Annotated in this window: 23 protein-coding genes; 12 read left to right on the top strand and 11 right to left on the bottom strand. The window is 57.8% G+C overall.

Features of this window, described 5'->3' with window-relative positions; translation table 11 throughout:
• Nucleotides 1-46: 46 nt before the first annotated feature.
• From QDT79_RS12360 to deoC, 4 genes are all read right to left on the bottom strand, one after another.
• Entirely contained in the window at nucleotides 47-1,414 is a 1,368-nt protein-coding gene (locus tag QDT79_RS12360) for an L-serine ammonia-lyase (protein ID WP_308316564.1), read from the bottom strand.
• 92 nt (nucleotides 1,415-1,506) lie between these two features.
• On the bottom strand, nucleotides 1,507-2,805 hold the full coding sequence (locus QDT79_RS12365; RefSeq protein WP_063989372.1) for an HAAAP family serine/threonine permease: 1,299 nt from the start codon (nucleotides 2,803-2,805) through the stop codon (nucleotides 1,507-1,509).
• A 979-nt stretch (nucleotides 2,806-3,784) separates the two neighbouring features.
• Nucleotides 3,785-4,549, bottom strand: coding sequence for a DNA-binding transcriptional repressor DeoR (deoR, locus tag QDT79_RS12370; RefSeq protein WP_308316565.1), 765 nt, complete (start codon nucleotides 4,547-4,549; stop codon nucleotides 3,785-3,787).
• A 150-nt stretch (nucleotides 4,550-4,699) separates the two neighbouring features.
• A complete protein-coding gene (gene deoC, locus QDT79_RS12375) occupies nucleotides 4,700-5,380 on the bottom strand; it encodes a deoxyribose-phosphate aldolase (protein ID WP_063989374.1) in 681 nt (226 codons plus the stop codon).
• 213 nt (nucleotides 5,381-5,593) lie between these two features.
• Between deoC and QDT79_RS12380 the strand changes: the two genes are divergently transcribed.
• On the top strand, nucleotides 5,594-6,430 hold the full coding sequence (locus QDT79_RS12380; RefSeq protein ID WP_308316566.1) for an aldose epimerase family protein: 837 nt from the start codon (nucleotides 5,594-5,596) through the stop codon (nucleotides 6,428-6,430).
• 37 nt (nucleotides 6,431-6,467) lie between these two features.
• Here QDT79_RS12380 and ybjG read toward each other — a convergent pair whose 3' ends face one another.
• Both ybjG and QDT79_RS12390 read right to left on the bottom strand, forming a co-directional pair.
• On the bottom strand, nucleotides 6,468-7,073 hold the full coding sequence (ybjG, locus tag QDT79_RS12385) for an undecaprenyl-diphosphate phosphatase (protein WP_063989376.1): 606 nt from the start codon (nucleotides 7,071-7,073) through the stop codon (nucleotides 6,468-6,470).
• 5 nt (nucleotides 7,074-7,078) lie between these two features.
• Complete coding sequence (locus tag QDT79_RS12390) at nucleotides 7,079-7,813, bottom strand: phosphatase PAP2 family protein (protein ID WP_063989377.1); 735 nt, start codon at nucleotides 7,811-7,813, stop codon at nucleotides 7,079-7,081.
• 147 nt (nucleotides 7,814-7,960) lie between these two features.
• Here QDT79_RS12390 and QDT79_RS12395 point away from each other — a divergent pair, with 147 nt between their 5' ends.
• The gene (locus QDT79_RS12395; protein ID WP_308317182.1) at nucleotides 7,961-8,806 is read left to right on the top strand and encodes a 5'-methylthioadenosine/S-adenosylhomocysteine nucleosidase; all 846 of its coding nucleotides are present in this window, start codon (nucleotides 7,961-7,963) and stop codon (nucleotides 8,804-8,806) included.
• Between the two features lie 140 nt (nucleotides 8,807-8,946).
• The gene (gene eco, locus QDT79_RS12400; protein WP_308316567.1) at nucleotides 8,947-9,459 is read left to right on the top strand and encodes a serine protease inhibitor ecotin; all 513 of its coding nucleotides are present in this window, start codon (nucleotides 8,947-8,949) and stop codon (nucleotides 9,457-9,459) included.
• Between the two features lie 55 nt (nucleotides 9,460-9,514).
• Here the strand turns inward: eco and QDT79_RS12405 are convergent, their stop codons facing one another.
• The gene (locus QDT79_RS12405; protein ID WP_308316568.1) at nucleotides 9,515-10,420 is read right to left on the bottom strand and encodes a LysR family transcriptional regulator; all 906 of its coding nucleotides are present in this window, start codon (nucleotides 10,418-10,420) and stop codon (nucleotides 9,515-9,517) included.
• Nucleotides 10,421-10,478: 58 nt separating this feature from the next.
• On the opposite strand from QDT79_RS12405, the gene QDT79_RS12410 reads away from it, so the two are divergent.
• The 7 genes from QDT79_RS12410 (at nucleotide 10,479) to QDT79_RS12440 (ending at nucleotide 17,326) form a co-directional block, all read left to right on the top strand.
• Nucleotides 10,479-11,648 (top strand): four-carbon acid sugar kinase family protein, encoded by a 1,170-nt coding sequence (locus QDT79_RS12410; protein ID WP_154805956.1) that lies wholly within the window; start codon nucleotides 10,479-10,481, stop codon nucleotides 11,646-11,648.
• The gene (gene pdxA / locus QDT79_RS12415) at nucleotides 11,645-12,646 is read left to right on the top strand and encodes a 4-hydroxythreonine-4-phosphate dehydrogenase PdxA (protein WP_107227691.1); all 1,002 of its coding nucleotides are present in this window, start codon (nucleotides 11,645-11,647) and stop codon (nucleotides 12,644-12,646) included. Before QDT79_RS12410 ends, pdxA begins: the two co-directional genes overlap by 4 nt.
• A 32-nt stretch (nucleotides 12,647-12,678) precedes the next feature.
• Nucleotides 12,679-13,371 (top strand): beta/alpha barrel domain-containing protein, encoded by a 693-nt coding sequence (locus QDT79_RS12420; RefSeq protein ID WP_063989382.1) that lies wholly within the window; start codon nucleotides 12,679-12,681, stop codon nucleotides 13,369-13,371.
• A 183-nt stretch (nucleotides 13,372-13,554) separates the two neighbouring features.
• Nucleotides 13,555-13,905: a hypothetical protein gene (locus tag QDT79_RS12425; protein WP_154805957.1), complete on the top strand. Its 351-nt coding sequence runs from the start codon at nucleotides 13,555-13,557 to the stop codon at nucleotides 13,903-13,905.
• A gap of 380 nt (nucleotides 13,906-14,285) precedes the next feature.
• A complete protein-coding gene (locus tag QDT79_RS12430) occupies nucleotides 14,286-15,761 on the top strand; it encodes a Tle-like phospholipase domain-containing protein (protein WP_308316569.1) in 1,476 nt (491 codons plus the stop codon).
• Nucleotides 15,758-16,501 carry an ankyrin repeat domain-containing protein gene (locus QDT79_RS12435; RefSeq protein WP_060419791.1) on the top strand — a complete coding sequence of 248 codons (744 nt, stop codon included), beginning with the start codon at nucleotides 15,758-15,760 and terminating at the stop codon, nucleotides 16,499-16,501. Before QDT79_RS12430 ends, QDT79_RS12435 begins: the two co-directional genes overlap by 4 nt.
• Before the next feature lie 51 nt (nucleotides 16,502-16,552).
• Nucleotides 16,553-17,326 (top strand): ankyrin repeat domain-containing protein, encoded by a 774-nt coding sequence (locus QDT79_RS12440; RefSeq protein ID WP_308316570.1) that lies wholly within the window; start codon nucleotides 16,553-16,555, stop codon nucleotides 17,324-17,326.
• Nucleotides 17,327-17,375: 49 nt separating this feature from the next.
• Here QDT79_RS12440 and sigJ read toward each other — a convergent pair whose 3' ends face one another.
• The 3 genes from sigJ to QDT79_RS12455 all read right to left on the bottom strand — a co-directional run bounded on the left by sigJ (nucleotide 17,376) and on the right by QDT79_RS12455 (nucleotide 20,703).
• The gene (gene sigJ / locus QDT79_RS12445) at nucleotides 17,376-18,272 is read right to left on the bottom strand and encodes an RNA polymerase sigma factor SigJ (protein WP_130017509.1); all 897 of its coding nucleotides are present in this window, start codon (nucleotides 18,270-18,272) and stop codon (nucleotides 17,376-17,378) included.
• 1 nt (nucleotide 18,273) lies between these two features.
• Entirely contained in the window at nucleotides 18,274-18,714 is a 441-nt protein-coding gene (locus QDT79_RS12450) for a carboxymuconolactone decarboxylase family protein (protein WP_130017510.1), read from the bottom strand.
• A gap of 300 nt (nucleotides 18,715-19,014) precedes the next feature.
• The gene (locus QDT79_RS12455; RefSeq protein ID WP_047728000.1) at nucleotides 19,015-20,703 is read right to left on the bottom strand and encodes an aspartate:alanine antiporter; all 1,689 of its coding nucleotides are present in this window, start codon (nucleotides 20,701-20,703) and stop codon (nucleotides 19,015-19,017) included.
• A gap of 293 nt (nucleotides 20,704-20,996) precedes the next feature.
• Here QDT79_RS12455 and QDT79_RS12460 point away from each other — a divergent pair, with 293 nt between their 5' ends.
• Nucleotides 20,997-21,386, top strand: coding sequence for an inner membrane protein YbjM (locus QDT79_RS12460; RefSeq protein ID WP_033637808.1), 390 nt, complete (start codon nucleotides 20,997-20,999; stop codon nucleotides 21,384-21,386).
• Between the two features lie 42 nt (nucleotides 21,387-21,428).
• On the opposite strand, the gene QDT79_RS12465 is transcribed toward QDT79_RS12460, so the two are convergent.
• Nucleotides 21,429-21,692 carry a GrxA family glutaredoxin gene (locus QDT79_RS12465; RefSeq protein ID WP_004938676.1) on the bottom strand — a complete coding sequence of 88 codons (264 nt, stop codon included), beginning with the start codon at nucleotides 21,690-21,692 and terminating at the stop codon, nucleotides 21,429-21,431.
• A 230-nt stretch (nucleotides 21,693-21,922) separates the two neighbouring features.
• Here QDT79_RS12465 and QDT79_RS12470 point away from each other — a divergent pair, with 230 nt between their 5' ends.
• On the top strand, nucleotides 21,923-22,225 hold the full coding sequence (locus tag QDT79_RS12470; RefSeq protein ID WP_033646672.1) for a YbjC family protein: 303 nt from the start codon (nucleotides 21,923-21,925) through the stop codon (nucleotides 22,223-22,225).
• The last annotated feature ends 38 nt before the right edge of the window (nucleotides 22,226-22,263 follow it).

A 22,263-nucleotide genomic window follows, 5' to 3' on the forward strand; every position in this document is an offset into this window, starting at 1 on the left:
CGGCCAGATCGGACCGGCCGGCGCCTTTAGTGATTCGCCGTGGTGGTCAGTTGCAGGCCACGACTTTGATCGCCAGCCCGCCCTGTGAGGTTTCGCGGTATTTGGCGTTCATGTCTTTGCCGGTTTCGTACATGGTTTCGATCACCTTATCCAGACAAACCCGCGGTTCGCTGGTGCGGCGCATCGCCATGCGCGCGGCGTTGACCGCCTTGACGGCGGAAATGGCGTTGCGTTCGATACAGGGCACCTGAACCTGGCCGGCGAGCGGATCGCAGGTCAGCCCCAAATGGTGCTCCATGGCGATCTCCGCCGCGATGCACACCTGCGCCGGGCTGCCACCCAGCAGCTCGGTCAACCCGGCCGCCGCCATCGAACAGGCCACGCCGACCTCCCCCTGGCAACCTACTTCGGCACCGGAGATCGAGGCGTTCATCTTGTACAGCGCACCAATCACCCCGGACGCCAGGAAGTAGCGCGTGTAGGAATTGGCGTTCACCGGACGGATGAACTTGTCATAGTAAGCCAGCACCGCAGGGATGATGCCGCAGGCGCCGTTGGTCGGCGCGGTGACCACGCGGCCACCGGCGGCGTTCTCTTCGTTGACCGCCAGCGCGAACATGTTGATCCAATCGACCACGTTCATCGGGTCGATATTGTTCTTGTCGCCGGTCACCAGAATGCGACGCAGCGCGGCGGCGCGGCGCGGCACTTTCATCGGGCCGGGCAGCAGACCTTCGGTGTTGATGCCGCGATCGATACCGGCGCTCATCACCTGCCAGACGTCGGCGAAGTGCGCGTCGATATCCGCCTTGCTGCGCAGCGCCAGCTCGTTCTGCATCACCAGGCCGGACAACGACAGCCCGGTGTCTTTGCAATGCTGCTGCAGATCGTGCGCCGATTTGAACGGGTAGGGCACCGGCGTGGCGCCCTCGGCGGACTGGCCGAAGTGCTCTTCGTCGACGATGAAACCGCCACCGATCGAGTAATAGGTTTTGCTGTGCAGCAGGCGTTCACCGGCGAAGGCGCGGATGCGCATGCCGTTTTCGTGCAGCGGCAGGTTGTCGCTGTGGAAATTCATGCCGCCGTGCAGCGGGAAATCCACCTCGTGATGGCCGTTGGCCAGCGGCAGGCGGCCGCGCTGTTCGACGTCGCGGATAAAGCCCGGAATGCTGTCGATGTCCACGTCGTGCGGCAGGTTGCCGGCCAGGCCCATGATAATGGCGATATCGGTGTGGTGGCCTTTACCGGTCAACGACAGCGAACCGTACACGTCAACCACCACGCGGGTGGTGTCCTGCAGCTGCTGGTGGGCGATCAGATCGTCGACGAACTGTTTGCCGGCTTTCATCGGGCCAACGGTGTGGGAACTGGATGGGCCGATGCCAATCTTGAAAATATCGAAAACGCTGACCATGGTCTCGCCTCCTTCTTCAGGTTTCAGGCGGTGAATACGGGAAATGGGGGAGTGCGGGAGGGCCGGCGCGCAGCGGCGCCGGCCGGACGTGATTAGCCGAGCAGGCTGAACACGATAGCAGAGATGGCAATCAGACCCATCACAACCACGAACACGTTGCTGATGTGGCCGCTGTACTTGCGCATGGCAGGCACTTTACGGATGGCATACATCGGCATCAGGAACAGCAGCATGGCGATGATTGGGCCACCCAGGGTTTCGATCATGCCCAGGATGCTTGGGTTCAGGGTAGCGACGATCCAGGTAGTCACCAGCATGAAGATAGCGGTCATGCGGTTCAGCTTGGCGGTGCTGACGGTTTTGCCGCGGCTCTTCATCGACTTGGCAACCAGACCGTTGAAGCCTTCACGGGCGCCCAGGTAGTGGCCCAGGAACGATTTGGTGATGGCGACGAAGGCGATAACCGGCGCGATGTACGCGATCATCGGGTTGTTAAAGTGGTTAGCCAGGTAAGACAGAATCGAGATGTTCTGCGCCTTGGCTTCCGCCAGGTTTTCCGGCGTCAGGCTCAGCACGCAGCTGAACACGAAGAACATCACGGTCAGCACCATCATGATGTGTGCATAAGCCAGAATGCGGGAGCATTTCTTCTCGGCGTCTACGCCGTACTCTTCGCGCTTGGCGACGGCGAAGGCGGAGATGATCGGTGAGTGGTTGAAGGAGAACACCATTACCGGGATCGCCAGCCACAGGGTCATGATCAGGCCGTGGCCCATGCCGGTACCGCTGCCGGACAGCGACACGTTTTCGAAGATGGCGCCGGTCCAGTTAGGGATCAGATACACCGCCAGCAGCATCAGCACCGCGACGAACGGGAAGACCAGGATGCTCATGGTTTTCACGATGGCCTGCTCACCGAAGCGCACGATGGTCATCAGGCCGACGATCAGGATCAGCGACAGGATGGCGCGCGGCGGCGACGTCATGCCCAACTGGTGGGTGATGAAGCTGTCGACGGTGTTGGTGATCGCTACGCTGTAAACCAGCAGAATCGGGTAGATGGCGAAGAAGTACAGCAGGGTAATCAGTTTACCGGCGGTGATGCCGAAGTGCTCTTCTACCACGGCGGTGATGTCTTCACCGGGATTTTTGCCGGACAGAACGAAACGGCACAGGCCGCGGTGGGCAAAGAAGGTCATCGGGAAAGCGATGATGGCCATGATGATCAGAGGAATCAAACCGCCGATGCCGGCGTTGATTGGCAAGAACAGGACGCCAGCGCCGATGGCGGTGCCGTACAGGCCCAACATCCACATGGTATCCGTTTTACGCCAGGTACTGCTGGAGCCCGAGGCCGCAGAGGCAATTGTGCCGGTCTGTGTAGTGTCCATAAATATCTCCGAAGTGAACACGAATTTAAAATTAAAAGGCAAAACTTAAGGTTAAACCGTCAAACGTTCTATTCAGGCAACGCTTGCGGTAAGAATCAGGTGTTGCTTGCGGGGATGTTTTGGCGTCCCCCTGGTTGTTTATTGTGTTCATTACCAAGGCACAGCGCCGGGTAATTCACTAAAGACTTTTCACCGTCACGGGCGATAAAAGTCGTTACCGCTGCCGACAGGTCTTTGCCTGTCGATTTTTGTTGGCGGCAAGATAACGATTTACAGTAGAAACAACCGTGATCCTGCTCTCAAATGCGCAATATGTGCAGTTATCCGCTTTTTTATCGATTTTTCGCGCATTTGTTGCACATTTGTGTAAGATTTTGTGCTGAGAACGCTCTCATAAAAATTTCTGCGATTATGCGGTTTGTACAATAATTAGCCGGATAAAGCGCTGTGCTCAGCAGCAAGCCGAGCAATATATTTTATGCGTGGTTTTGGATCTAGCGAAAAACCCGGATTAAGCAGTTTTAGTGACGTAGATCACATTGTATTTTTAAGTAAAATTCCATTCATTTATTTGTTTTTAAATGTTTTTTATTAAAAATCACCGCTAATAACGAAGGGGAATTACTTACGTGGTTAGCGGATAAAAATGCGTAACCATTCATCATATAAATAACAGATAGCTAACAGGTATTGGCGAGATTTGCTGCAATCGCGTAAACCGCCGTTTATTTAAACATCCCGGCCTTTGGCGAGATTTATCATATAAAAGCCATAAATAGTCGTTAATTCGCGCAGCCGACAGCGTGTTTAGCCTGTGAGAAAATAATCACTCAGGTGACCTGTTGCATTTTATTAACCTGATGTTGCGTGCGGATAAGCGAAAAACGCGAATCGATTGCGCATTATTTGTTCATCTCCGGGCGGGGAAATAAGGGGATTGCAGCGGTGCGCCGCCGGTTTCGACGGCGCAGAAGGCGGATTAATAGCGGGTAGCGATGGCGTTATCGTTGAAGAACGCCATGAAGTCGGCGTCCGGTTGGCGGTCGCTGATCACCCGATCGAACTGCGTCAGGGGGCCGATGCAGGCCGGTTTGGTTTTGCCGAACTTGCTGTGATCCGCCACCAGGATCTTTTGCTGCGCCATCGCCATGGCGCGATGCTTCATCTCCAGCTCGTCGAAGTTGAAGCAGGTGGCGCCGTGCTGCAGGCTGAGGCCGGCGGCGGAGATAAAGGCGATGTTCGGGCAGATGTGATCGAGCTCGTTGCGGCCACCGACGCTGGAAAAGATGTAGTTGTTCGGCTTGAACTCACCGCCGCACAGGACCACTTTGCAGTTCGGTTTGTCCTGCAGCGCCAGGAAGGTGTTCAGCGAATGACAGACGGCGGTGAAGGCCAGCTCGTCGGCAATGGCGTCAATGATCGCCGGGGTAGTGGTGCCGCAGTCGAAAAACACCGTGTCGTTTTCGTTGATCAACGGCGCCGCCAGCAGGCCGATGCGCCGTTTCTCCGCCACCTGCTTGGCTTTTTGATCGGAAACAAAGTAGTTGGTCACGCCGTTGCTGCGCGGATCGGTCACCACGTAACCGCCGAGCAGCACCACCGTCGCCGGTTCGGCGCTCAGATCGCGGCGAATGGTCATCTCCGAGACCCCCAGCAGCGCGGCGGCTTCTTTCAGGTGGATCTTGTCAGCGCGTTTTAACGCCTGAACTAGCCGGTTGATACGTTCTTCGCGCCGCGTTTCCATAGGTCCGTCTTCCCACAGGTGATAGAGGTAAAGGGCGTGCCGGCATTTCCGGCTAAACACAACGATGCGGGGCAATATCGGGCCGCCTTGGCCGCCCGTATTGTCCCGCATCGTTGTGTATTGGCTATGCCCGTCAGGGCATGCCGACGATCAGTAGCTGCCCGCCGCCGGCTGGGCGCCGGAAACGATGGCGACGCCGGAGCTGGTGCCGATACGCGTGGCGCCGGCTTTGATCATCTTCTCGGCGGTGGCGCGATCGCGCACGGCGCCGGAAGCTTTCACGCCCATTTCGCTGCCCACGGTCTCGCGCATCAGTTTGACGTGCTCTTCCCGAGCGCCGCCGGTGCTGAAGCCGGTGGAAGTTTTCACGAAGGCCACATCGAGTTCGCGACACATTTCACAAACCTGGACGATCTGCGCATCGCTGAGCAGGCAGGTTTCCAATATTACCTTCAACGGGATCGCCGCGCAAACCTCGCGCACGGCGGCGATGTCGGCTTTCACTTCGTCCAGCAGGCCGCTTTTCAACCAGCCGACGTTGATCACCATATCGATCTCTTGCGCGCCGGCGGCGATCGCCGCTTTGGCTTCAAAGGCTTTGGCGACGGTAAGACCGGCACCCAGCGGGAAACCGATCACCGAGCAGACTTTCACGGTGCTTTCCTGCAGCAGTTGGGCCGCCAGCGGCACGTAGCCGGAGTTGACGCATACGGCATAGAAGTTGTGCTGCTGCGCTTCTTCACACAGTTTGGCGATCTGCATTTCGGTGGCGTCCATCGCCAGCAGGGTGTGGTCAACGTAGCTGGCGTAATCGATGTTTTCGATGGTCATCGCGGTTCCTTAGTGAGGTTAAGACAGTAAACGGGGTGAGTAATGTGAAAATAATAACATTTCGATACCGATAAACCTAGTGGTGTTTAAAAAATGTCGATCAGATCGTCGATATGATGCCGTTATGCATATACATTAAGGATGGTTGTTTTGTTATTTAAATAACATTTTAGGGCTCGCGGCCTGCGCGAGCGAAACGTCGAGGGAAAAAAGATGAAGATCAACATCGATCTGGCTCCTGAAGCTTTCGGGACGCAGCGGCAGGAACTGTTCCGCAACGCGGATTTCGCGGTGAGTGCGCATCGCTGCGCAAAACGCGGGCCGATGCTGACGCTGGCGAACAGCCGTGGCGCGCTGACGGTTTTACCGTACCAGGGCCTCGCGATCTGGGATGCCGAGTTTGACGGTTACTCACTGAAGTCGGGCCGCCGCAGCGTGCGGGGCGCAGGAAAAAAGCGCGCTGACGATGCCGCGTTCTATCCCGCCTGGTCGGGTCAGGACCCGGCGCCGCCACAGATGCAGCGCGTGTGGCTGCAGCTGGTAGGCGATGAGTTGGCGTTGCACGGTGAGGGCGAGCGGTTGGGTGGCCATTGGCGCATCGGCCCGGCGCTGCGTCTGGCGGCGCAGAGCGCGCAGTTCGCCATAGAGATGAAGGTCACCAACCTGGACGAGCGGCCGCAGCCGCTGCGCTATGTTTGCTGTCTCAACTACGATTGCATTCCCGACGCGGTATTCCGCCAGAATCTGCCGACACCGGCTTTGATAGGGGATGCGATCGGGCAGGAGCTGCTGTGCTCTGACGATCTGACGCGTTACGTGGATCAGGCCGAGTTTTTTATGCTGGCGCCGCAAGGCCGGCGCTATGTGACGCGCTTCGCCACCGGGCAATTCAACTATGGTCTCCGGCGCATCGCCGTTCAGGGCAACCGGCGGCTGCTGGCTTTTATCCAGCCGGCGAACTGTCGGCCGAACGCGCCGGAAGGGGAGGCGGGAGTGATGCTGGGAGCGGGAAAAACGCGGGCGTTTTGTGTGACCACCGGCGTGGTGTGAAATCACGGGGCGGTAACGCCCCGGTCATGTTGTGCGGTTACTCTTTCACCCAGCCGCGACGGATGGCGAAGGCGAACAGGAAGCGATACAGGCGCGACAGCTTGTCAGCGAGGATATCGCCGAACAGATTCCACACCAGCTGAGCGAACAGGCAGCCGACCAGGCCGAGCAGGAAACCGCCGACCATATCCAGCGGCCAGTGCACGCCGAGGTAAACGCGTGACCAGGCGATGCCGACGGCGACAATCATCAGCAGCGCACCGGACCAGACTCGGTGCCAGAACAGGAACGCCAGCGCAAAGGTAAAGATGGCGGTGCCGTGATCGCTGGGGAACGAACTGTCCGGCGCGTGCGCCAGGAAGGTATAACCCACGCCGGCGACGAACGGGCGCTCATGCGGCAGCAGCGCGCCGATAGTGGAGGCGGCAAGCATGGCGAACAGCAGCGCGATCGTGGTTTTCGCCACCACTTCGCGCTGTGAAACCAGCTGGCTTCGCGGCCCCCACAGCCACAGGCCGACGATCAGCAGCGGCACGATAATGATAAGATCGCGTGCCAAAAAGGTGGCGAAATCGATCATCCACTCGGGAGATGCCGGGGTCGCATTGATCCAGGCGAAAAGAACATGGTTTAACTGCTCCATAACCGTTACCTCATCTTGCGGCACCAATAGCCGCTAACCATCCAATAAATAGCCAACTGGCTTAACCAAACCCACCAACCCGCCCACAGGTTATGGGTAAGAAAATGTGCGCCGCGCATGATCTGACCAAAGCCCATCAACATGCCGAGCACAATACCGCCGCACCAGCACCACCAGGCCAGGCGCGGGCGCTGCGGATAAAACAGGAAAAACAACGCCATGATCGCGAAACCGCTCGAGGCGTGCCCGCCGGGAAAACAGCGACCGGGGCCCGGCAGTGCCGGCACCGCGCCGAACAGCGGGAAGGACATCGCCTTGCCGCCGTACTCGATCAGATCCCACGGACAGGAGTGCGCGCTGGTGGCTTTGAGAATGCCCACCACCAGCGGGCCGATGCCGAGAAGCAACATGCTGACAATCAGGCGCGCGCTGCGGCGATAGATGCCCCAAAACAGCGCCAGCACCGCCCCGACGATCACTATTTGCTTCAGCAGGCGGTGGTTGATCAGGTCTAGCCAATAATTGTTTTGCCACGGGAAATGCCCGCTGGCGGCATCGTACCAATAATTACTGATCGCCCAGTCCAGCTGTTCGTTGCGGGAGAGCCACAGGAACACCAAACCGCTGATCAGCAGGCCAAAAACTTGCCAACGGTAAAAGGATGTCGGCAGGGAGTAAAGGGCGGTTGTCTTAATTTGCGGTGCCGTTGAGGATTGATTTAATGATGATTCTGGATTCACGCGCAGGCTCGGTGACAGGATTGAATAGCGCCACTGTAATAATTCTGTCTTAAGAAAACCTTAGTCCGCCGGTAAGAAAACCCTATCCGAGGCCACCGCCTTCGGCTAAGGTAATCGTTTGCTTTTTTTCGGGATGAGAGGGTGGTGATGAAGAATAAAGCGCGTGTCTTACTGTTGGCGGCCGCCGGTGCGGCCTTTTCCCCGCTGAGCTTTGGCCAACCTACGGCCGTCGGGCCGATCGTGGTGCAGGGCGCCATGCCGGTAGAGGCGGAACGTTTCGCCCAGCGGTTGGAGAACCCGCGCGAGGAGCAGATTGGCGGCTGGCGCTTTTGGCACGGCACCGTAGACGGCTACCCGGTGGTGGTGTCGGAGACGCTGAAGGGCATGTCCAACGCCGCGGCGGCCACGGCGATCGCCGCCACGCAGTTTCACCCGGTGGCGATCATCAACCAGGGTACCGCCGGCGGCCATGATCCGGCGCTGAAAGTATATGACATCGTGCTGGGCAAATATTCGGTCAATCTCGGGGCGTTCAAAACGCCGGCCAAGGCGTTGGGGGAAGGCAGCGACTCGCGGCAGTGGCAGCCGATGGATCTGTTGGCTTCCAAAGGCAGCGCCGGCGAGGACAAAAAGGCGCACAGCCTGCGTCAGTTTCCCGCCGACCCCAACCTGCTGGCGATTGCGCAAAGCGTTAAGGGCGATTACCGACAGGGCAAGGTCGTGGAAGGGGTGATCGGCTCGGCCGACGTGTGGAACAGCGAGCTGGACCGCATTCGCTATTTTCACGACCGCTATCAGACGTCGGTCGAAGAGATGGAGACCGCCTCCGCCGCGCAGATCGCCGCCGAATTCAAGGTGCCGTTCGTCGGCATTCGCGTGTTGTCCAACAACATCACCAATCAGGGCAAATACGATCCGCAAACCGGGCTGGCATGCCAGGATTATGTCTATCAGGTGGTGAAGGCCTATGTTGCCAACCTGAAGAAACGCTGAGTCATTGCTCCGGTTAATCGATGATATCAGGCGATTGTCACTATTGAACGCCTATTGTAAAGAAGATTAAACCTGTGGCGGGCTTGGCTGTAGTGTATTAGTTTATAGGCGGATTATTTGACAACGTGTAGGGATAAAACATGAACAAGGCATCCGTTGTATTTTCTGGCCTGCTGATGGCCGTTTCCGCCGGCGCCATGGCGGCTACCTCTGGCGATGATGCGGATATCAGCAAACAGCCGCTGGAAAAGGTCGCGCCTTACCCGAAAGCCGAGAAAGGCATGAATCGCCAGGCGATCTACCTGCCGAAGCAAGAGCATGAAGAGAACTACAAGGTGGAGCTGCTGATCGGCAAGGTGCTGGAAGTGGACTGCAACCGCCACATGATCGGCGGTACGCTGGAGACCAAAACCCTCTCCGGTTGGGGCTATGATTACCTGGTGCTGGAGAAGCTGTCCGAACCGGCCTCGACCATGATGGCTTGCCCGGACAACACCAAGACCAAGCAATTCATCGCCGCCAACCTGGGCGACGCCGCGATGCAGCGCTACAACAGCCGCCTGCCGATCGTGGTGTATGCGCCGAAAGACGCGGAAGTAAAATACCGCATCTGGAAAGCCGAAGACACCGTAAGCCAGGCCGAGCAGAAGTAATCGCCGCCTGATGCCACTCCGCTTGCCCTGCGCGGCAGGCGGAGACTTTTCCCCGTTACGCTTTCCCTTCGCTCGCCAACACCGCCCGTTCGGTTTCTTCGCCCATGGCGACCAGCCAAGCCAATACCGTTGAGAATATTGCATCGTCCTGGCCGTCGGCCTGGGTCATCAGCACGTAATCCGTCCCGTCAGCAGCAAAGCCATATGGCGCTACCAGTGCGCCGTTGACGATATCATCCGCCACCAGCGCCAATGGGCCGATGCCGATACCGGCGCCGGCGACCGCCGCCTGCAGGCTGAGATAGAAATGTTCGAAACGCAGCTCGTTGCCCGGCCGGATCTCGATGCCGCTGTGGGTGCACCAGTCGCGCCAGGCGTGCGGGCGCGTCTCGGTGTGGAGCAGGGTGCCGCGCAGTTCACGCCCCGTCGCGGCATGCTCCCGGCGGCAAACCGGGCCGACTCGTTCTTTGAGGAACGGGCGGGCGACCACGTCATCGGCGATCGGGAAATCGTTGCGGCGAATCGCCAGATCGATGCCTTCACGCGAGAAGGCGACAGCGCCGCCGGCGGAGACCAGCTGCAGATCGCGCTCTTTCCCCACCGCCTGCTGCAAACCGGCCAGTCGCGGGATCAGCCAGCGGATCAGAAAGGTCGGCTCGCAGGAGATCACCAACGGGCGATTCTGATGATGCCGACAGGCGCGGTCGATCGCCGACTGCAGGTTGTCCAGCCCCCGGCCGATCTCGCTCGCCAGCTCTTGCGCCTGCGGCGTCGGATGCACCATGCGGCTGGTGCGTTGAAACAGCGCGAATCCCAGGGTCTGCTCGAATTCGCGCACCGCGCGGCTGACGGCGCCGTCGGTGACGTTGAGAGATTTGGCGGCTTTCGACACGCTGCCGTACCGCACCGTAGCTTCGAAAGCCCGTAATACCGCCAGGTTAGGCAACCTTCGTTGACGCACTACGCCCCCTTTTGATTGAGTTTTTATCAATCATCGATACTACGCAAATCGTTTTTTATTGCCAGCCAAATCCGCCAAAGTGTGCATCACTTTCCACTTACGGGTAACTGCGATGATTGCCATTCTCGCCGATGATCTTACCAGCGCGCTCGACGGCGCGGCCCCGTTCGCCGCACGCGGACTGAACGCCTGCGTCATGCTGCGCCTGCCCGATGCCGCGTTGCAGGGCGCTGAGATCGTCGCCTTCGATTTAGATTCCCGCTTCGTTTCGCCGGAGCAGGCGGAGCGGCGTTTTCGCCATGCCGCCGCCTGCGTGAAACCAGCGCGCCTCATCTACAAAACGGTGGATTCCACGCTGCGCGGCAATCTGGGGCCGGAAACGCGCGGGGCGCTGACGGGCAGCGGGCGCCGTCTTGCCATCGTCGCGCCGGCCTTCCCGGATGCCGGCCGCACCACGCTGGGCGGCCGGCAATACGTCGACGGCGTCGCGCTGGAGCAGACCGCCTTTGCGCGCGATCCGAAGAACCCGATCGTCACCGGCTACGTCATGGAGCGAATGGCGGGGCTGGAGCCGTCGCGCTTTCAGGTGTTCGACGCCGCAGACAACGGCGAGTTGGATGAAGTCGTGAGGCGGATCGGCATGGCCGAACCGGTGGTGTGGGTGGGATCGCCGGGCCTGGCGGCGGCGCTGTCGCGTGCGTTGTCCCCTAAAGAGAACGCGCCGCCCGCTCAACCGCCGCTGAGAGCCCGCAAGGTGCTGGTGGCGATTGGCAGCCTGCATCCGGCGAATGACGCCCAGCTGGCAAGCCTGCGGCAGGCGGGCGTGGTGCTGGTCACGCTGCCTGAATCGGCCGATCCCGAGGTGGCAGCGCAAGAGGTGCGAGCGGCGTTTGCGCGTGCCGATGTGGTTTGCCTGGTATCACCCCGGTCGCGAGCGGCCACGGCGGATCATGCCGCTGCGCTGGGCGCGGTCGTCAGCCGTTGCACGCCAGCCTTCGACGGGCTGGTGGCGACCGGCGGCGATACCGCGCGGCGTATCGTCGACGCCATGGCGGCCGGCTCATTGACGCTGTTCGGTGAGGTGGAGCCCGGCGTGCCTTTCGGGTTGTTAAATCTGCCGGGCCGCAGGCTGCCGTTCGCCACCAAGGCGGGCGGTTTTGGCCGGGCCGATACGTTGTTGAACTGCGTAACCCGGTTGCGCGCTGACCGAGAAGGAGAAGAACGATGACCCTTTCCACCTTGCCACTGGCGATAACGATGGGCGATCCCGCCGGCATCGGGCCGGAGATCATCGCCAAACTGGCGGCCACAGAGCCGTTGAGCACGCCTTATGTAGTGATTGGCGATGCCGGTGCCCTGGCGCACGCGGCGACCCGTCTGGGGCTAAAGCTGCACATCCGCGAACTGCCTGCCTCGCTGGCGGGATGGGACGAGGCCTGGACGCGAGGAGAAACCGCCGTCTATTCCGCCGGCGTTGCGTTGCCGGCGGACTTGCCCCTCGGCAGGCTCGATAAGCGCGCGGGCGCGGCGTCTTATGCCTGGGTGGTTGCCGCCATCGATCTGGCGCTGGCGGGGCGCATCGCCGGTATCGTCACCGCGCCGCTGAACAAGGAGGCGATGCGCCTGGCGGGGATCGATTATCCGGGGCACACCGAGATCCTGGCGGCGCGCTCGGGCACCCAGGACTTCGCCATGATGCTGGCCAACGACGAGTTGCGGGTGATCCTGGTTTCCATTCACGTTTCGCTGCGGGACGCCATCGACGCGGCGACCGTGGAAAACGAGCTGCGCGCGTTTCATCTGGCGCAAACGGCCTGTCGGGCGTTAGGCATAGCGAAACCGCGCATTGCGGTGGCCGGCCTGAATCCGCACGCCGGGGAGAATGGCCTGTTCGGCCGCGAAGATCTTGACGTCATCGTGCCCGCCATCGCCCTGGCGCGGGAACAGGGGTTGGACGTCAGCGGCCCCTGGCCCGGCGATACCGTTTTCATGCGCGCCCGGCGCGGGGAGTTCGACATTGTGGTCGCCCAATATCACGACCAGGGCCTGATCCCGGTGAAATATCTCGGGGTGGATCACGGCGTTAACGTCACCGTCGGCCTGCCGTTTATCCGCACCTCGGTCGACCACGGTACGGCGTTCGATATCGCGGGCAGCGGACGGGCGGAACATGCCAGCCTGCTGTACGCCTTCCGGCAGGCGGAAAAAATGCTGCGCGCCCAATAACTCACATCACCTGAAGACAATAAGGAAACACCATGCACACACCCGAGTTTATTTTCATGCTGACGCGCAACGACAGCACGGTGCCCGATGCGCAAGCGCGGCTACCAGAGGTGCTGGCTGCCGGCGTGAAGCATATCGGCTTTAAGGATATCGGCCTGCCGCTGGACCAACTCAAACAGTTGGCGCAGGCGATCCACGCCGGTGGCGCCACCGCTTATCTGGAAGTGGTTAGCCTGGATGAGGAAAGCGAGATGAATTCGGCGCGCGCGGCGCTGGCGTTGGGCGTTGATGTATTGATGGGGGGGACGCGGCCGGAAAGCGTGCTGCCGATCATTCGTCAGTCTGGCCTGCGCTACTATCCGTTTGCCGGCCGCATCAGCGGCCATCCCAGCGTGCTGGAAGGTGACATCGAAGACATTGTCGCCAGCGCCCGCCAGCGCGCCGCTTTACCGGGCGTGACAGGGCTGGATCTGCTGGCCTACCGCTTTGCCGGCGACGTGCCGACGTTGATTCGGCGGGTGTGCGATGCGGTCGACAAACCGGTTTATATCGCCGGGTCTATCGACCGCGAAGATCGCATCGCCGCCGTGGTGACGGGCAATGCGGTTGGCTTCACCGTCGGTACCGCGGCGCTGGACGGCGTGTTTCCCGCCGACAAGCCGGGGCTGACGGCGCAAGTCAACGCCGTGAAATGCCTGATTGGCAATGTGATCCGCAAACTGTAACGCGTCTCCATTCGGTTCTTTCCACGGCGATGGGGCGGTTATCTCATTCGTTGAATCATTAATTTGTATGGCTTCTCTTTTTAATGCTCTAGCGAGCAGGCACGCCCTTGGGCGCTCGCCGACGTTTACCCGGCAAAACAGCGTAATTGCCGCCAGGTTCAATATATATAGAGGGAGTGAAAAATGAGTAAAGGGTTAGGGAGTGCCGTTGTGGCGGTGAGCCTGTTGTTAACCGGCTGCGATACCTTCAGCCTGTTGCGCGATCAAAAGATCGCCGAGGCCTTTTACGTCGGCGCCGACAAGCGCTCGGTCAGCCGGGATTTCGGCGCGCCGATCGCCACCCGGCCGACGCTGAACGGCCAGGGCGTGTGCCACGACTATAACCACCGCTTGCCGAACGGCACCGTGACGCCGTTCTACGTCGGCTTCAGAAACAGCGACGGCAAAGTGGTGGCCTTTGGCCCCACCACCTGCGGAGAAGCGCAGGCCAACGGCAATCTGAACAGTGATGAACCTATCAAACAGCGGTTCTAAACGGGCGTTGCTGCGCCGGCCTGGGCCGGCGCAGCAAAAGCAGCCCAGCAACGTCGGGTGTGCCATTTTTCTTTTTCTCTGTATCCCTTCTGATTCTCCGCCAGACTTTTATCTGAGATTTATTTTCCTATGGCGTTTGCCAGACGCCGCTGCCGAAAAACGCCACTGCATGAATTTCCTCCACCGAGTGTTACGGTGTGAACAGCAAGACAACAAAGCAATCTTTGCTGAATTGTGCTAGTTTTTCGAACATTCACGGACATGCAGTGACCTGCAAGATAAGGATATCCAATGCGTTATCGTTCGCTAAATCTCGGCGAGGTGACAAGGAAAGGGGCCGGAACGCCGCCTCAAGGAGCCGACGTACGGGCTGGTACCGTATGAAGCTGCTCTCTCTCTTTTCTGAACACACGGCGCCGGAAAGTTTCTCCCGGATACTCACCCCGACACAAGCGTGCCATGAGCTGGAAAGGCATTATCTGTTCGGCGGCGCAGCCGGCATATCGATAAGCAGCCGGTACTCCATAACCCGCAATACTCAATCCGGTATTGGCGTCACCGGTTATCGTGAGGACGCGGCTGTGAAGCGCAGCGTGTTCGATGATCTCAATCGGGGCGGTTTGCTGGCGATTGATGAGGGAATGGGCGCCTGGACGCCGACCAAATACGCGTTTTACGTCGACGCGGAAGGCCGATTACAGCGCTATCCCGGCAGCTCTCTTCCTGCCTTTTATCCTACTGGGCGCGTGATCGCCCGCTATGAAGAAATGGTCAGCCGCTATGGCCGGCGGGCAAAACCGACGGTGCTGCCGGCGAGGCAGAATACGACCCGGAATCCCCCTCTGCAGCAAGCTATCGCTACCGCAGTGGCAACCGTTGCCGCCACGGTACAGGCCATCCGTCCGATGACCAAGGCAGAACGCTGGCAAGAACGCCAGTACCTGATAGGGCGAGGCAACCGCAGCATTTACCCGGATGCGCGCATGGCGGCACAGCGATTGGCGGAGAACAACGTCGCGGTCGAAAAGGCGAAGTTGGCTGAGAATGTTTACAAGACCACTAACCCACTCAAGGACACGATAGACATCCCTGAGGGCTGGAAGGACATCAGTAACAATGATGGGGCGCTGGGTAAACTCGGTTTAAGCAAAGATATGCTCTATGACGATGAGGATACGCCGGGCTTTCTGGCTCGGGTTTATCAGCCAGATGAGAGGGTCTTTGGTAAAGCGATGAATCCGACGTTGGTGTTCCGTGGATCGCGTGCGCCCGAGTTCCCGGAGGGAATAAGCAAGGCTGCCCAGAAAGCGTTACTGAATGGCGATTTGTCAGGCATTAAAAACCTGAGTGACTGGTCAAATAACGGCGCTCAGGGGTTGGGGTTTAACTCCGAATATTACAAGAAAGCGGTCAATATAGGTAAAGCAATTAAAGGCGGTGCCGGGATATCTGGCCATTCGCTGGGCGGGGGCATGGCGTCTGCGGCCTCCATGGCCAGCGGCAAACCGGCTTGGACGTTTAATGCAGCAGGCCTGAATGCAGGAACTGTAGAAAAATATGGCGGTTCGATTATAGGCAGCGCCGATAATATTCAGGCGTATCGCGTGAAGGGGGAGCTATTGACCAAGCTGCAGGAGGTTGATTTGTGGGAGGATGCCAAAGACCTCCAATTTTATCCCCCGGCGGTGATGGCGAAAGAACGCTTGTCCATGTTGGCGCCTGATGCAGTGGGAGTAAAACACACGCTTTCCGGTGGAACAGGCTCACTGCTGGACAAGCACGGTATAGACCAGGCGATACAATGCATTGAAAATGAAAAAGACGATGACATTGCCACAATCAAGGGAAGAATATGAAAAAAATCATACTCATTATCACTATGGTAGTGTCTACGCTCATCATGCAGGGGTGCAAACAAGGTATGGATCTACAACCACAGGATTACTTTGAAGGAAAGCAGCTGGACATCGCCAACATCATCTACGAGGGTGACAGGCAAAAGCTGGATAAGGTTTTACCGACGGTAAGCAAAGAAACGTTAAATCGGCCGGCCAAGGCGGAGATGACGTTGCTATTCTGGGCGATAAATAACGCTATCTTTGACAAGAACACGCCAGAGCGGCTCAAGATCATTACGGATTTGGTCAAGGCAGGGGCAGATCCACTGCAGCCGAGACCGGAAGGGCGAAGTAGCCCGGCTGAATATGTTATGAAAGCGGATAAAGGCGTCTGGATACAGGCTATGCTTGAAGGCGGATTATCGCCTAATGCAAGGGATGAAATAAACAATCAGCCAATAATTTTCAAGAGCTTTCAAGCGGTTAATACAGAGACATTGAGTGCCCTAATAGATTACAAAGCTGATGTTAATATCAAAGGGGCTATGAACAGAACTCCATTAATTAATGCGCTGTATAACAGTTGCCCTGAGCACATTGAGGTTCTTTTGGCTCATGGCGCTAACCCCTTAGCCAAAGATGATTTTAATGACAGCTTCCTTTCTCTGATTTCTGCGGAAATAGCCAAAGGAGACAAAAATAATTCTTATATAAAAAAATTAATTAAAATTAAAGAGAAGATAAACATTGTGAATTAGTTAGCTTTCAGATGGGTGAAATAACGGGCGTTTGACGTGGACGGGTACGGCATGAAGCACATTACTCTGATTATTACCGTGGTGCTGTCGATGTTTGTGATGCAGGGATGCAAGCAAGGTAGGGATCTACAACCACAAGATTACTTTGAAGGAAAGCAGCTGGACATCGCCAACATCATCTACGAGGGTGACAGGCAAAAGCTGGATAAGGTTTTACCGACGGTAAGCAAAGAAACGTTAAATCGACCGGCCAAGGCGGAGATGACGTTATTATTCTGGGCGATAAATAACGCTATCTTTGACAAGAACACGCCAGAGCGGCTCAAGATCATTACGGATTTGGTTAAGGCAGGGGTGGATCCATTACAACCTCAACCCAACACGCCAGGTAGCCCCGCTGAGTTTGTTATGAAGGCGGATAAAGGCATCTGGATACAGGCTATGTTAGAGGGCGGACTTTCTCCAAATGCTAGGGATAAGGTTCATAATCAACCCATTATATTTAATAGCATCTTTGCGAAAAACACAGAAACATTAGAGGTCATGTTGGAGCATGGTGCTGATATAAATATAAGAAATTCACTGGGTGATACGTTGCTCATCGATGCTTTAGACTATCACTCCTATGACCACGTCATTCTTCTTTTAGAAAAAGGTGCCGATAGCGATATAAGAGGCAACTCGGGTTGGACGATGGGCAATCAACTGCAACGGCTGATTAATAGGAGTCAGGACGGCAGTGAGGCGAAAGCGTCTCTTGAGCGCATCAGAGACGAGCTAATTAAGCGTGGCGGGAAATGGCCACCTGCTCCTGTCAGTCAATAAGCCGTCTCGCTGTATTACCAGAAAATGGGCACATGTTGTAAAGGTGTTCTTACCGCAGAGGCATTGTCCACAGACGGTCGAGTTGCGAAAGTTTGCTTGGGTTGCGCACGATAAATACCTGAGCCAGTCGGCCTTCGGCATTCAAGCTGAGACTGACAGACGCCGTAATACGGCCTTGTTCGGATAGCAAGGCGCCTGGCACGCCATTGATGAGCGCGTGTTGCCAGACATAGGTTTGCCAAAACATTGGCAATTTACCGCCGATAAACTCGAGCACGTCACGTTTGCCGATGAGTTCAGCCAGGTTGGCGGGCACTTTACCGCCGCCGTCCGCACTGAGCTTAACGTCTTCGGACAACAGGGTCGAAAGGGGTTCGATATCTGCCGTTTCCACCGCCGTTTTGAAAGCGATAAGCAACGCCTCCTGCCGCTCTGTGGGCTGGGTTTTACGCTCCTCTGGGCGGCCAACTTTTTCGCGCGCGCGTGACACCAGTTTACGACACGCCGTTTCTTCCCCACCTAATGTCATGGCGAGATCCGCGTAGGGCAAGTCAAAGATGTCATGCAGCAAATAGGCTGCGCGCTCGCGGGGAGTGAGTCTTTCGAGCAACAGCATAAAGGCCGTCGACAGCGACGATGCGAGTTCCAACGTCTGCTCGGGCGTTTTGGCTACGGCGGTTTGAATGGGTTCTGGTAGCCAAATACCGACATAATCGACGCGAGCCTGCTGCGCGGCGCGCAGCAGGTCAAGACAACGACGAGTGCAGACGGTGGTCAGCCAGGCCGCAGGATTCAGAATGCTGTGGCGATCCGCATGTAACCATTTGATATAGGTATCTTGCACGGCATCTTCCGCATCGGCCAGAGAACCTAAAATACGATAGGCGAGGCCGATCAGAAACGGTCTTCTCGATTCGAACAGTGCTGCATACTTGTCGTTTTTCATATTAGTGGCCGGAAATATGAATTCTATTCCACAGATTTATCATAGTGATATTTGCGGTTAGCGCGCTGATTTCTTCCTCGGAATAGTACGCGCGCAATGCCGCGCGCAGTGGGCCATACTCGGTATGGCGTTCAAGCCGCGTTAACGCTTCTGTCCAGGCAAATGCGGCGCGCTCGCGAGGCGTGAAATCATCAACGTGTTCCCATACCACCAGCCTGTCCAGACGTGCGTTGGTTTCACCGTCTTCGCGCGCTTCTTTGGTATGCATCTCGACACAGTAACCGCAGCCATTGATTTGCGAAGCACGCAGGAGGACGAGATGGTAGATCTTGCGCTCCAGATTGTGCACATCGATAGCGCCATGCACTTTCAGCAGCGCGGAAAAAACGTTGGCAATGGTTTGCGCATGATTGACAGGGTCGGTATTCACTAACGTAGTCATAAGAACTCCTCATTTATCGGGTTGACACATATAGATGACGAATGAGAAGAGGGATGTGTGACCGAACCACTGCAAAAATGTGCATTTTGGGGCCGTGGGCCGTTGATGTAATACGTTTTTCAGGCAACAAAAAACCCGATAATCTTGAACCTAAAAGGCGGGATTATCGGGCTCCACAAAATGGGGACATCAAAGAAAAGCAGTGGCACTAATTCAGACTGCGGCCCCCAACGAAAGTTCTGGTCAGCGACAAAAAAATCAAAATATTTTTATCGCCGATCCATCTCTCCCGCTAATCGATCAGCCGAGTATGCCCGGCCATAGCACCACGATGAGTGAACCCGCCAGCGTTAACAGCACGTTAGCGATGGCGTAGGTGCCGGCATAGCCCAGCGCCGGGATATTGCTGCGTGCGGTGTCACTGATGATTTCCATCGCCGGCGCACAGGTGCGGGCGCCCATAATCGCACCGAACAGCAGGGCGCGGTTCATGCGCAGCACGTAGGCGCCGAACAGGAAGCAGATAACCACCGGCACCAGGCTGACGATCAGCCCGGCAATCAGCATCTGGCCGCCGACCGCGCCCAGGCTGTGGCCGATGCCGGCGCCGGCGCTCAGGCCCACGCCCGCCATAAACACCATCAGGCCGAACTCTTTCACCATGTTCAGCGCGCCCTGCGGAATATAGCCGAAGGTCGGGTGGTTGGCACGCAGGAAGCCGAGCATGATACCGGACATCAGCAGGCCGGCGGCGTTGCCGATGCCGAACGAGAAGTTACTGAACTGAATGGTGATCTGGCCGATCAGCAGGCCGATGATGAAGAAGGCGCAGAACGCCAGCAGGTCGGTCACCTGGCTGTGGATGGAGATAAAGCCAATCTTCTCCGCTACGCTCTTCACCCGGCGCGCGTCGCCGCTCACCTGCAGCACGTCGCCTTTGTTGAGCACGATGCTGTCGTCGATCGGCATTTCGATCTGGCTGCGGATCACGCGGTTGAGGAAGCAGCCGTGGTCGGTCAGCTTTAGCTGGCTCAGGCGCTTGTTCACCGCGTTGCTGTTCTTCACCACGATCTCTTCGGTCACGATGCGCATGTCGAGCAGATCGCGATCGAACACTTCCTTGCCGTTGCGGAAGCTCGGGTCCAGACGCGCGTGGGCGTCCGGGTAGCCGACCAGCGAGATCTCGTCGCCCACCTGCAGCACCGCGTCACCGTCCGGGTTGGCCAGAATGCCGTTGCGGCGGATGCGTTCGATGTAACAGCCGGTCTGGCGGTAGATGCCCAGTTCACGCAGGTTCTTGCCGTCGGCCCAGGCCACCAGCTCGGGGCCGACGCGGTAGGCGCGGATCACCGGCAGGTAGACCTTGCGCTGGCTGTCGGTGTCCAGGCCGCGTTCGCGGGCGATTTGCTGGGCTGAGGTGGACAGGTCCTGGTGTTGCAGCTTCGGCAGATAGCGCGCGCCGAAGATCAGGCTGACCAGACCGATCAGGTAGGTGAGGGCGTAGCCGAGGCTCAGATGATCCTGCGCCGCCAGCAGCGCCGGGCCGTTGACGATGGTGTTGCGCAGCGTGTCGCCGGCACCCACCAGCACCGGCGTCGAAGTCATCGAGCCGGCCAGCATGCCGGCGGTCAGGCCGATGTCCCAGTGGAACAGTTTGCCGAGACCGATGGCGAGCACCATCGCCGAGCCGACCATCACCAGCGCCAGCATCAGGTAGTTTTTGCCGTCGCGGAAGAAAATCGAGAAAAAGTTGGGCCCGGCCTCCACGCCGACGCAGAAAATAAACAGCATAAAGCCGAGATTCAGCGCCTCGGTGTTAATGGCGAAGTGTTGCTGGCCGAGCAGCAGCGAAACCACCAAAACGCCAATGGAATTACCGAGTTGGACGGAGCCCAGACGGAGTTTACCGAGGCACAGCCCCAGTGCGAGTACCACGAACAGTAACAGAATGTAGTTACCGTTTAACAAACTAGCGACGTTTATGTTCACGGAGGATAACTTATTGTTTACCAGTAAGTGCTTGATATAGATAACTATAAGAGATAAATTCAGCCTTAAAACGACGTCATAAATCACCACCAGCGTAAGGCGAAGCGAACCATCGTTCGGCGGCGTTCATTCTAGACGCTATGACCGATGACAGCCAGCACAGAAAGCTGATTTCCTGCGCCGCCGTGCGCATTTAACTCTCTTTTGACCAAGGAAAAAATTCGGTTCAGCGTCTCCGCGCGGGGGCCGGGCCGATTTCTATTGATGCAGTAATTGGGCGGGGGAGAATTCGCATGACGAGTTATAGATATTGGCTGGGCATTCTCAGCTGTTTTCTGTTGTTCAGCCTGGTGTTTCTCGGCCAGCAAACCGGCCTGTTCGGCAGCACGGATCATGAGCACCATGGCGAAACCGGCCTGCTGCTGTTTGTGATCCCCGGTGCGATAGCCAGCTATCTGTCGAGCCGCAAGCGGCTGCTTTGCCCGCTGCTCGGCGCGCTGTATGCGCTGCCGCTGTGCTTGCTGATCCGCCACTTCTGGCTGACGCCGTCCTCTTCGTTCTGGCAGGAGCTGGCGTACGCCACCAGCGCGGTGTTCTGGTGCGTGTTCGGCGCGATGCTGATGTTGTTCGCCCTCGGCCTGTTGCAGACGCTGCAGCAGCTGCACCGGCGGCAGCGGCAATAAAAAAAGGCGCGTTAAGCGCCTTTTTATCTTTTTTTCAAAAGCTTACTGGAACAGGTTCAGGTGTTCTTTAGCGTAAGCTTCGAAATCGGTGCAACCGCCGATGTGCTTCTCATCCAGGAAGATCTGCGGCACGGTTTCAACCGGTTTGCCGACGGTTTTTTCCAGATCGGCCTTGGTGATGCCTTCCGCGTGGATGTCAACGTAACGGAAGTTGAAATCGTCGCGTTCTTCAGTCAGTTTTTCCGCCAGTTCTTTAGCGCGGACACAATAAGGACAGCCAGGACGCCCGAAGATTACTGCAAACATGCAACGCTCCTTAATTGGATTTTCAATAAATTGTTCGCTACCGCAACGACATCCCGTCACCGAAAAAGTCATTACCTGCGTCAGATGGCGCCTACTATGCCCGTTGAGGCGGTGAAAAAAAAGCAGGAATTACCTGTTAATCTGATTCATGTAACCAATTAGTCGGCCGGGGCTGTCGCCGCCGATGGGAATTCACTACACTGGGGGCAGACCTTCTGGAGAAGAAAAATATGCGTTCATTCGGTGACTTACCGCGCCCGGTGCTGGTGTTGGAAGGGCTGGGCATCGTGATGCTGGTGTTGGCCTACCTCAGCATTCACGGCCACCTGCAGCTGCCGGGCTGGCTGGCGTCGCAGCAGGCGGCGGTCGGCATGATTTTCCTCGGCGTGGCGCTGATGGTGCCGGCGGCGGCATTTCTGGTGTGGCGCGTGGTGCAGGGCTTCGGGCCGCTGATGCGCGGCGGGTTGCCGCCGGAAAACGATCGCCGCAAACCGCAATCGAAAGATAATCAGGACAGCGATCCGCGCGCCTGAGCGCCGCGGCCGCTAACCCGCCTGCCGGGCAGGCGTTG

The sequence above is a fragment of the Serratia marcescens genome, assembly GCF_029846115.1.
GTDB classification, from domain to species: domain Bacteria; phylum Pseudomonadota; class Gammaproteobacteria; order Enterobacterales; family Enterobacteriaceae; genus Serratia; species Serratia marcescens_L.